Source organism: Achromobacter sp., assembly GCF_050285565.1.
In the GTDB taxonomy this organism is placed as follows: domain Bacteria; phylum Pseudomonadota; class Gammaproteobacteria; order Burkholderiales; family Burkholderiaceae_B; genus Achromobacter.
The window spans coordinates 73131-82661 of the sequence record NZ_JBLZXG010000015.1 but is presented as its reverse complement, the minus strand read 5'-3'; the positions used below and the strand labels follow the sequence as shown (position 1 = coordinate 82661).

The 9531-nt window shown below is 66.5% G+C and carries 7 protein-coding genes, 3 tRNA genes and 1 pseudogene; 3 read left to right on the top strand and 8 right to left on the bottom strand.

Annotated features, from left to right (window positions below):
- The 8 genes and pseudogenes from ACN6O8_RS25435 to hisN form a co-directional block, all read right to left on the bottom strand.
- Window positions 1–76, bottom strand: a pseudogene (locus ACN6O8_RS25435) (GTP-binding protein); the annotation flags it as partial.
- Window positions 77–144: 68 nt separating this feature from the next.
- A tRNA-Thr gene (locus tag ACN6O8_RS25430) sits at window positions 145–219 on the bottom strand.
- A gap of 12 nt (window positions 220–231) precedes the next feature.
- Window positions 232–305, bottom strand: a tRNA-Gly gene (locus tag ACN6O8_RS25425).
- 147 nt (window positions 306–452) lie between these two features.
- Window positions 453–539, bottom strand: a tRNA-Tyr gene (locus tag ACN6O8_RS25420).
- Window positions 540–652: 113 nt separating this feature from the next.
- Entirely contained in the window at window positions 653–1816 is a 1164-nt protein-coding gene (locus tag ACN6O8_RS25415; protein ID WP_427993737.1) for an iron-containing alcohol dehydrogenase, read from the bottom strand.
- Window positions 1817–1836: 20 nt separating this feature from the next.
- Window positions 1837–3228, bottom strand: coding sequence for an aldehyde dehydrogenase family protein (locus tag ACN6O8_RS25410; protein ID WP_427993736.1), 1392 nt, complete (start codon window positions 3226–3228; stop codon window positions 1837–1839).
- A 43-nt stretch (window positions 3229–3271) separates the two neighbouring features.
- Window positions 3272–4657 carry a glutamine synthetase family protein gene (locus ACN6O8_RS25405; protein ID WP_427993735.1) on the bottom strand — a complete coding sequence of 462 codons (1386 nt, stop codon included), beginning with the start codon at window positions 4655–4657 and terminating at the stop codon, window positions 3272–3274.
- 64 nt (window positions 4658–4721) lie between these two features.
- Complete coding sequence (gene hisN, locus ACN6O8_RS25400) at window positions 4722–5528, bottom strand: histidinol-phosphatase (RefSeq protein ID WP_427993734.1); 807 nt, start codon at window positions 5526–5528, stop codon at window positions 4722–4724.
- A 212-nt stretch (window positions 5529–5740) separates the two neighbouring features.
- On the opposite strand from hisN, the gene ACN6O8_RS25395 reads away from it, so the two are divergent.
- Genes ACN6O8_RS25395 through ACN6O8_RS25385 form a run of 3 tightly spaced genes read left to right on the top strand, consistent with a single transcriptional unit; the run spans window position 5741 to window position 9528 of the window.
- On the top strand, window positions 5741–6751 hold the full coding sequence (locus tag ACN6O8_RS25395; RefSeq protein ID WP_427993733.1) for an ABC transporter substrate-binding protein: 1011 nt from the start codon (window positions 5741–5743) through the stop codon (window positions 6749–6751).
- Window positions 6752–6800: 49 nt separating this feature from the next.
- Window positions 6801–7808 (top strand): ABC transporter ATP-binding protein, encoded by a 1008-nt coding sequence (locus tag ACN6O8_RS25390; RefSeq protein ID WP_427993732.1) that lies wholly within the window; start codon window positions 6801–6803, stop codon window positions 7806–7808.
- 37 nt (window positions 7809–7845) lie between these two features.
- A complete protein-coding gene (locus tag ACN6O8_RS25385) occupies window positions 7846–9528 on the top strand; it encodes an ABC transporter permease subunit (RefSeq protein ID WP_427993731.1) in 1683 nt (560 codons plus the stop codon).
- Window positions 9529–9531: the final 3 nt, after the last annotated feature.

Sequence of the window (9531 nt, the reverse complement as noted above, 5' to 3'; positions counted from 1 at the left end):
TTTTGCCGTGGTCAACGTGACCAATCGTACCCACGTTCACGTGCGGCTTGGTACGTTCAAACTTGCCTTTTGCCATGGCTGACTCCTGACCTGGATTGCGCTTTTGACTGAAGCTGCTGACTGAAGAAAAGACTTTGGAATTTGTGGTGCCCATGGCGCGGATCGAACGCGCGACCTCTCCCTTACCAAGGGAGTGCTCTACCACTGAGCCACATGGGCATGTGTACTGCTTGGAGCGGGTGAAGGGAATCGAACCCTCGTCGTAAGCTTGGAAGGCTTCTGCTCTACCATTGAGCTACACCCGCGGCAAACCCTTTCACCTTCTCTCATCCCAACCCTTCGAAATGAAGGCCGGGGAAACCTTGCCACCTTCTTTGCGAAGGCTGCACAAGGCCACCGGGCCTTACATTGCAAATCCAGGCCAACCGCGCCTGGATTTAGGTATGGGTCTCTGGTGGAGGAGGTTGGATTCGAACCAACGTAGGCGCAAGGCCAACAGATTTACAGTCTGCCCCCTTTAACCACTCGGGCACCCCTCCAGCGGAGAACTTGAGATTATGAACACTTTCAAATCCGCTGTCAAACGCCTGGGACGAAAAATATTCAAAACTTTCGTTCTGCCTGCCGCATTTGCGCGCAGAGGGGGCGAAGCTTACAAGATTCCGCGAACGGCTGCACGAAAAAGTTCGGAGTACTGGTCCGGGGTGTAGATAACGGGGTTGGTGCCGCCCGACGGATCCTCGCTCGCCATGCGCCCTACCCGCTCGGCCTGCGCGTCGTCGATGCCGATGTCGGCCAGGGTGTGGGGGATGCCGACGGTCTGGCGCAAGTCCAGCACCCAGTCCAGCACGGCGCCGGGGCCGTCCTGCGGCAGCGCCAGGTAGCGCGCCAGCGCCTGCAGCCGCGGCGCGACCGCGTGCTGGTTGGCCTTGAGCACGTAGGGCATGAGGATGGCATTGAGCATGCCATGGTGCGCGTCGTACAGCGCCCCCAGGGGATGCGCCAGCGCGTGCATCGCGCCGAGCCCGCGCTGGAACGCGGTGGCGCCCATGCTGGAGGCCGCCAGCATCTGCTGGCGCGCCTGCAGATCGGCGCCGTCCGCCACGGCCCGCGGCAGGTATTCCTTGACCATGCGCATGCCCTCCAGCGCGATGCCGGCGGCCATCGGATGGAAGAAAGGCGAACAGTAGGCCTCGAGGTTGTGCGACAGCGCATCCATGCCGGTCGCCGCGGTGATGCGTGGCGGCAGGCCGACGGTGAGTTCGGGGTCGAGGATGACGATGGCCGGCAGCATGCGCGCGTGGAAGATGATGCGCTTGACCTGCGCCGCCTCGTCGGTGATGACGGAGGCACGCCCCACTTCCGAGCCGGTGCCCGCGGTGGTCGGCACCGCCACCACCGGCGCCATGCCGGCCACGTTCACGCGCAGGTGGTTGTCGCCCACATCTTCGAAGTCCCACAACGGGCGCTTCTGGCCGGCCATCAGCGCGATGGCCTTGGCCGCGTCCAGCGCCGAGCCGCCGCCGAACGCGATGACGCCATCGTGGCGGCCTGCGCGATAGCGCGCCACGCCCTCGTCGACGTTGCGGCCGGTGGGGTTGCCCTTCACTTCGTGGAACAGGCCGCATTCGAGTCCGGCCTGGCGGCAGCCGCGCACCGCGTCGGCGATCATGGGCAACGCGGCCAGGCCCGGGTCGGTGACCAGCAGCGGCCGCGCCATGCCGAGTTCGCGGCACCAATCGGGCAGTTCCTTGATGCGGCCGGGGCCCGCCTTGATGGCGGTGGGATAGTTCCAGTTGACGCTGGGGACGGTCATGTCGGCTCCTGGTCGCGCGCTCAGGCGTTGCGGCGCAGATGGAAGGATTTGGCTTGGGTGAGCTGTTCGTAGCCGACGCGCGAGAGCGAAACGCCGCGGCCGGAGTGCTTGACGCCGGTCCACGCCAGCGCGGGATCGAGGTAGTCGCAACGGTTCATGAAGACGGTGCCGGTGCGCAGTTGGCGGCCCAGATGCAGTGCGGCCTCCTCGTCCCTCGTGAAGACGGCCGCGGTCAGGCCGTAGGGACTGCCGTTCATCAGGGCCACGGCCTCTTCGTCGCTGTCGACCGGCATCACGCCGACCACGGGGCCGAAGCATTCATCGTTCATCACGCGCATGCGGTGATCCACCTGCGTCAGCAGCGCGGGCGCCAGGTACGGCGTGCCGGCGCGCGCGGCGTCGAAGCGCGCGGCATCGATCAGGTTGCGGGCGCCGCGCGCTTCGGCCTCGGCGATCACTTCGCGCACCTCGTCGGCGGCGCGTGTGCGCACCACCGGGCCGAGCGTTGTGTCTGGCAGCAGGGGATCGTCCAGCACGTATTCTCGGGTCAGGGCCGCGGCGCGGTCGATGAAGTCCTGGTAGCGCTCGCGCGCCACGTAGATGCGCTGGATGCCGCAGCAGGACTGGCCCGAGTTGAAGAACGCGCCGTCCACCAGCGTCTCGACAGCGTGCGCCAGATTGGCGTCGGCGCGCACATACGCGGGATCGTTGCCGCCCAGCTCCAGACCCACGCCGATGAAGCGGCCGGCGGCGGCCTGTTCCACGCTCTGGCCGCCGCGCACCGACCCGGTGAAGGAGACGTAGCCGATCTCGGGCGCGCGGATCAGACGCTGCGCGATGTCGTGGTTCGCGTGCAGGTACTGGAACACGCCGCGCGGCACGCCGGCCTCGCTGAAGGCGCGGCCGATGAGTTCGGCGCACAGCGGGGTCTGGTCGGAGTGCTTGAGGATGACAGTGTTGCCGGCCATCAGCGCGGGCACGATGCTGTTCACGGCCGTCAGCAAGGGATAGTTCCACGGTGCGATCGTCAGCGCGACGCCGATCGGTTCGCGGCTGATGAAGCGCGTGAAGCCTGCGATCTCCGGCACCTGGATCGGCGCCAGCGCCTCGGCGGCAATGCCGATCATGTGGCGCGCGCGCGCTTCAAAGCCATCGACTTCGCCGGGCGTGTAGCGCAGGGGACGGCCCATCTGAATCGTGATGGCGCGGGCGATTTCGGTCTTGCCGGCGACGAAGCGCGCGACCGCATCGGACAGGATGCGGCCGCGCTGCTCGATGCCGAGCGCGTGCCATGCGCCTTGCGCGGCGCGCGCGTCGGCCAGCGCCTGCGCGACCTGCGCCTCGCTGGCGTAGGGACGGCGCACGACTTCGCGGCCGTCGATGGGACTGATGGTGATGAGTTCCTGCGTCATGGCGACCCTGTGCATGCGTGATGGATGATTGAAGCGGCAATGTTCAGATGATCTCGAAGTAGCGCGCCAATTCCCAATCGGTGACGTGGCGGCGGAATTGGCGTTCTTCCCATTCGCGCGTGGCGGCGTAGTGCTCGACGAAGGCATCGCCGAACAATTCGCGCGCGGCCTCCGATTGCCGCAGGCGCTGCGCCGCCTCCCACAACGTGGTGGGCAAGCGCAGATGTTCGGGGAACTGCTGCGTGTAGGCGTTGCCCTGCACCATCGGCTCGGGTTCGAGGCCCTGCTCGATGCCATACAGGCCCGAGGCCAGCGCGGCGGACAACGCCAGGTACGGATTGGCGTCGGCCGAGCCGATGCGCACTTCAACGCGCTGCGATTTTTCGCTGCCGGGAATCAGGCGCAGCGCGGTGGTGCGGTTCTCCATGCCCCAGGTGGCGTCCAGCGGCGCCCAGTAGCCTGGCACCAGGCGCGAATAACTGTTGATGGTCTGCGCGTACAGCGCCATGAATTCGGGAAGGTAGCGTTGCACGCCGGCCATGAAGGCGGCTTGCGTCGCGCTCATGCCGTGCGGGCGCGATTCATCGTAGAACGCCGAGCGGCCGCTGGTGCGGTCGCGCAGCGACAGGTGGATGTGGCCGCTCTGGCCGGGATGGTCGTGCGACCACTTCGCCATGAAGGTGGCCATCAGGCCGTTCTGCTGCGCCAGCGCCTTGGTGAAGGTCTTGAAGAGGAAGGCCTTGTCGCCGGCGGCGGCGGCCTGGTCGACGGCGATGGCCGCTTCCAGCACGCCGGGCCCGGTCTCGGTATGCAGGCCTTCGATCGGCATGTCCATGCGCTCGCACAGGTCGAGCAGTTTGCGATAGAAGTCGCCCTGCACCGTGCTGCGCAGCACGGAGTAGCCGAAGTTGCCGGGAGTCCAGTTCTCCATGTCGCGATAGTGCTTGGCGCGCACCGAGTGCGGCGTTTCGCGGAACATGAAGAACTCGTATTCGAGCGCGGCATAGACCTCGAAGCCCAGGCCGGCGGCGCGGTCCAGGGTGCGGTGCAGCAGCCGGCGCGGGCAGATGTCGGCGGCGGGGCCTTCGAATTCGGCCAGGAACAGCAGCATATCTTCGCCGCCGGGCCCCTGCTCCAGCGGCAGCCGGCGGCAGGTGCTGGGCACGATGCGCAGCTTGGCGTCGGGATAGGCCGTATGCCAGCCGGTGTATTTGGTGTTGTCGTAGAGCTGGTCGTCCAGATCCCAGCCGAACACCACGTCGCAGAACGCCAGCCCGCCACGCAGCGCGGCCAGGAATTTGTCGCGCCTGACGTACTTGCCCAGCATGACGCCGTCGACGTCCGACAGGCCGATCTTGATATGCGAGAGCGTGCTGGCCTGGACCAGCCGCTCCGCGTCTTCCACCGTTGCTACCCCTAGTGCATGCATGGCTCGTTCACCTTGTCGTGGCTGAAGCGTTGCGTTGACGTGCGGGGTCGCGAGGCGCGGTGTTTCAGGTCACGGCCGCCCCCAGCAGCCGCATCGCCTGGCGATGCAGTTGCGGCGTGGCGGCCGCGATCACGCGGCCCTGCGACGCGAGGCCTAACGGCTGCCCCGACCAATCGGTAATGACGCCGCCCGCGCCTTCGATCACGGGCATCAGCGCCAGATAGTCATACGGTTGCAGGCCGGCCTCGACCACCAGGTCGACGTGGCCGCTGGCCAGCAGGCCATAGCTGTAGCAATCGCCGCCGTAGCGGCGCATGCGCACCGAGCGCGCCAGCGCGTCGAACGCGCCCGCGTCGGCGCCTTCGAAGATGTCGGGCGAGGTGGCGTAGAGAATCGCCTGGTTCAGTTCGGTGCATTGACGGGTGCGGCAGGGTTCGCCGTTCAGGCGCGCGGGCGCGCCGGCGGCGCCGAGCCAGCGTTCGTCCGTCATGGGGATGTCGATCAGGCCCAGTACCGGACGGCCGCGATGCAGCAGGCCCAGCAGCGTGCCCCACAAGGGGTTGCCGGAAATGAAGGCGCGGGTGCCGTCGATGGGGTCGAGCGACCAGACCCATTCGGCCTCGGCGTGGCTGGCGCCGTATTCCTCGCCGAAGATGCCGTGGTCCGGATACTGGCGGGTGATGGCCGCGCGCAGCGCCGCCTCGACCTCGCGGTCGGCCCGGGTGACGGGACTTTCATCCGCCTTGGTTTCCACCGCGAGGGGGTGGCGAAACCACTGGCGCGACAGCGGCCGGACCTGATCCGCCAGCGTCTGGGCGAACGAGGAGAACGCGGCCAATTGCTGCGCGGTAAGCGGCGGCGAAGTTTGCATGACGAGCTCCGAGTCGTGGCGCGGCGCTGAAAGACCCATGCGATTCGGGTTTTTCCAGTCTAGACACGTTGCCACAAATTTGCAAATATACCTAAAAATGCAACCCGGGAAATGCAACGTTTCCCCATGCACGCCCGCCCCCGCCAGCAGGTCGCCGTCCGCAGAAAAGCAGCTCATCGCCGTTGCCGTGTATTCCTTTCCGGAGTTCCATCATGCAATGTAAGAAGAAGCTTGGTCTTGTGGTTGCAGTAATTTCCCTAGGTTTTGCCCAGGCCGTCCATGCCGGCGCCATTACGGTCTACACGGCGCTGGAGGAGGACGAGATTGCCGCCTACCTGAAGGCCGCCAACGCCGCGCTGCCGGACGTGAAGGTGAACGTGCTGCGCCTGTCCACGGGCGATCTGGGCGCGCGCCTGGTCGCCGAGGCCGGCAATCCGCAGCAGGACGTGATCTGGGGCTTCGCGCTCAGCAACATGCTGGATCCGCGCCTGCAGCAGTTGCTGGAACCGTATGCCGCCAAGGGCATCGAGACCCTGCCCGCGCAGTACAGGGCGGCCGACAACAAGTGGTTCGCCGCCACCGGCTATGTGGCCGCGTTCTGTGTCAACACCGACCGGCTCAAGTCGAAGAACCTGCCGTTGCCGACCTCATGGGAGGACCTGACCAAGCCGGTCTACAAGGGCGAGATCGTCATTCCCAGTCCGGCGGCATCCGGCACCGGTTATCTGCAGATCGTGGCGCTGCTGCAAGGCCTGGGAGCCGAGAAAGGCTGGGCCCTGCTCAAGGACCTGGACAAGAATGTGGCGCAATACACGCCGTCTGGTTCGCGCCCCTGCAAGATGGCGCGCGCCGGCGAGTATGCAATCGGGGTGTCGTTCGCGTTCCCGGCGATGCAGTCGATCGAGGAAGGCTTTCCCGTGAAGATGGTGATTCCGTCGAAATGGGTGGGCTATGAATTGGAGGCCTCGGGGCTGATGAAGACCGCCAGGAATCCCGCCGACGCCAAGCGTTTCCTCGACTGGACGCTGTCGGCGCAGGCCGGCGGCCTGTACAGCAAGTACAAGGAACTGGTGACGATTCCGGGCGCGGCGCCCAACAAGGCGGCCGAGGCCGCCGGATTGCCGAAGGACTTGACCACGGTGCTGTATCCGGTGGACTTCCCACGGTCGGCGGCGCAACGCGACGCCATCATCAAGACCTGGCAGGACACCATCAAACGCTGAAGGCGCGCGGCCGGCGCCGCCGGCCGTCACGCCGCCGCCTGGAGTGGCCATGTACCTGGAATTGCGCGGGATACGCAAGACCTTCGACGGCGCGGTGGCGCTGGAAGGCATCGACCTGTCCGTTGGCGAACACGAATTCGTCTGCCTGCTGGGCCCCAGCGGCTGCGGCAAGACGACCCTGCTGCGCATCATCGCCGGGCTGTTGCCTTTTGACAGCGGCACGCTCACGCTGGGCGGGCGCGACCTGTCGGCGTTGCCGGCGCGCAAGCGCGGCTTCGGCATCGTGTTCCAGTCGTATTCGCTGTTTCCCAACATGACCGTGGCCGGCAACGTCGGCTACGGTCTGCGCATCCGCGGGGAAAGCCGCGAACGCATCGAGACGCGCGTGCGCGAATTGCTGGCGCTGATCAAGCTGCCGGATTATGCACAGCGTTATCCCCACCAACTGTCGGGCGGCCAGCAGCAACGCGTTGCGCTGGCGCGGGCGTTGGCAGTGGACCCCGCGCTGATCCTGCTGGACGAGCCGCTGTCGGCGCTGGACGCGCGCGTGCGCACCGACATGCGTGCCGAGATCCATGACGTGCAACGCCGCCTGCAGATTCCCACCATCATGGTGACGCATGACCAGGAAGAAGCGCTGACGCTGGCCGACAAGATCGTCTGCATGAACGATGGGCGCGTGGAACAGGTGGGGTCGCCGTCCGACCTGTATCTGCGGCCGCGCACGCGCTTTGTCGCCAACTTCGTCGGCCTGAGCAACCTGCTGCCGACCGATTGGGTGCGCCAGGCCATGCCGGCGCTACTGGCTACGCGCCCGGAGGGCGCGAGCGAGCGCTTTGAGGCCTGCCTGCGGCCGGAAAGCCTGCGCGTCGCGGCCGATGAACGCGGGCCGGGCCGGGTGCGCGAAATGACCTTCATGGGCAATCTGACGCGGCTGCGGGTGGACTGGCAGGGCCGGGAATTGCTGGTCGAGCAACAGGGCGCGGCGGGCTTGGCGCAAGGCGCGCCGGTACGCCTGGACATGGCGCCCGGACAATGCGCGTGGGTTCGCGTATGAAAGCCCCCGCCACGCGTGCGCGCGCGGGAGCGCGGGCATGAACACCGTTCGTATCGACGCCGCCGCGTCGCCGCGCCTGAGCCGCGCGCCCGCGTCGCTGGACCGGGTATTGCTGTGGAGCTGCGTCGGCATTCCGCTGGCGGGCCTGGCGCTGTTCTTCTTGTATCCGCTGGCCACCGTCGGCTGGCGCAGCCTGGTGCAGAAGGACGGCGCCATCGGCCTGGGCAATTATGCCGAGGTGTTCGCCACGCGCGGCATCCTGACCGCCACCGCCAACAGTTTGACGATGAGCGCGGCCACCACGGCGGTGAGCCTGCTGCTGGGCTTTGCCATCGCCTTCGGGCTGGACCGCAGCCGCATGCGCGGCAAGGGCCTGGTCAAGCTGGCGCTGGTCCTGCCGCTGCTGGCGCCGTCGTTGGTGCAGGGACTGGGACTGATCTTCATCCTCGGCCGCAACGGCCTGGTGCACCGCTGGACGGGCTGGGAGTTCGACATCTACGGCTTCTGGGGGCTGCTGATCTCGAACGTGTTCTATGCCCTGCCCCAGGCGGTGCTGATCCTGCAGGCGGCGCTGCGCAATACGGATGCGCGCTACTACGACGCGGCCGAGGTGATGGGCGCGTCAGGGGCGCGGCAGTTCTTCGATATCACGCTGCCCAACTGCAAGTTCGGCCTGCTGAGCGCGGCGTTCGTGGTGTTCGTCATCACTATCACCGACTTCGGCAACGCCGCGGTGATCGGGGGCAATTACCGGGTGCTGGCAACGGAGATCTATAGCCAGGTATCGGGGCAGATGAATTTCGGCATGGGGTCTGTGGTGGGCATCCTGCTGCTGCTGCCGTCGCTGATCTCGGTGCAGATCGAGCGTGTGGCCTCGCAGCGCCAGTTCGGCGCCGCTTCGCCCAGCGGCTTGCGGGTGACGCCGCGGCCGGCGCGCGGCCGCGACATAGCGTTCACGGGTGGGGTGCTGCTGTTCGCCGCCACGATCGTGATCACCGTGGCAACGGTGGTGTTTGCCAGTTTCATGCGTCTATGGCCGTACCGCATGGAATGGACACTGAAGCACTACGACATCACTGTCAGCGGCGGCTATGCGCCGCTGTGGACCTCGCTGTATCTGTCGCTGGCGGCGGCGGCTGGCGGGGTGCTGTTGTTGTTCTTCCTGGCCTTCGGCGTATGCCGCATTCCGCGCGCGTGGGCCAAACTGGTCTATCTGGTGTCGGTGCTGCCGGTGGGCGTGCCGGGACTGGTGCTGGGGCTGTCGTATATCTTCGCCTTCAACTCGCCGTCGACGCCGCTGTATGCGCTGTATGGCAGCGCCGCGCTGATCGCGCTGTGCAACTTCTACCACTATCACACGCAGGGGTTCCTGACGATGATGACGGGTATGCGGGCCGTGCCGGCGGCGCTGGAGGAGGCGGTCAGTTGCCTGGGCGGCTGCACGCTGCATGTGCTGCGCGACGCGGTGTTGCCGCAGATCGGCGCGACGGTGCTGGGCGTGTTCTTCTTCCTGTTCATGCGCTCGATGGTGACGCTGTCGGCGGTGATCTTCCTGGTGACGCCGTCGATCAGCGTGGCGCCGGTTTCCGTACTGCGGCTGGACGAAGCCGGGTTCGTGTCGCAGGCCGCGGCCTATTCGACGCTTATCATGCTGGTGGTGGGCAGTTCATTGCTGGCGATGCGCGCGTTGATCGCAGTGCCGGCGCGCCGCCGCAAATAGATT

Coding starts and splice junctions, on each gene's coding strand:
- ACN6O8_RS25415 (WP_427993737.1), bottom strand. CDS start 1,816: ATGACCGTCCCCAGCGTCAACTGGAACTATCCCACCGCCATCAAGGCG.
- ACN6O8_RS25410 (WP_427993736.1), bottom strand. CDS start 3,228: ATGACGCAGGAACTCATCACCATCAGTCCCATCGACGGCCGCGAAGTC.
- ACN6O8_RS25405 (WP_427993735.1), bottom strand. CDS start 4,657: ATGCATGCACTAGGGGTAGCAACGGTGGAAGACGCGGAGCGGCTGGTC.
- hisN (WP_427993734.1), bottom strand. CDS start 5,528: ATGCAAACTTCGCCGCCGCTTACCGCGCAGCAATTGGCCGCGTTCTCC.
- ACN6O8_RS25395 (WP_427993733.1), top strand. CDS start 5,741: ATGCAATGTAAGAAGAAGCTTGGTCTTGTGGTTGCAGTAATTTCCCTA.
- ACN6O8_RS25390 (WP_427993732.1), top strand. CDS start 6,801: ATGTACCTGGAATTGCGCGGGATACGCAAGACCTTCGACGGCGCGGTG.
- ACN6O8_RS25385 (WP_427993731.1), top strand. CDS start 7,846: ATGAACACCGTTCGTATCGACGCCGCCGCGTCGCCGCGCCTGAGCCGC.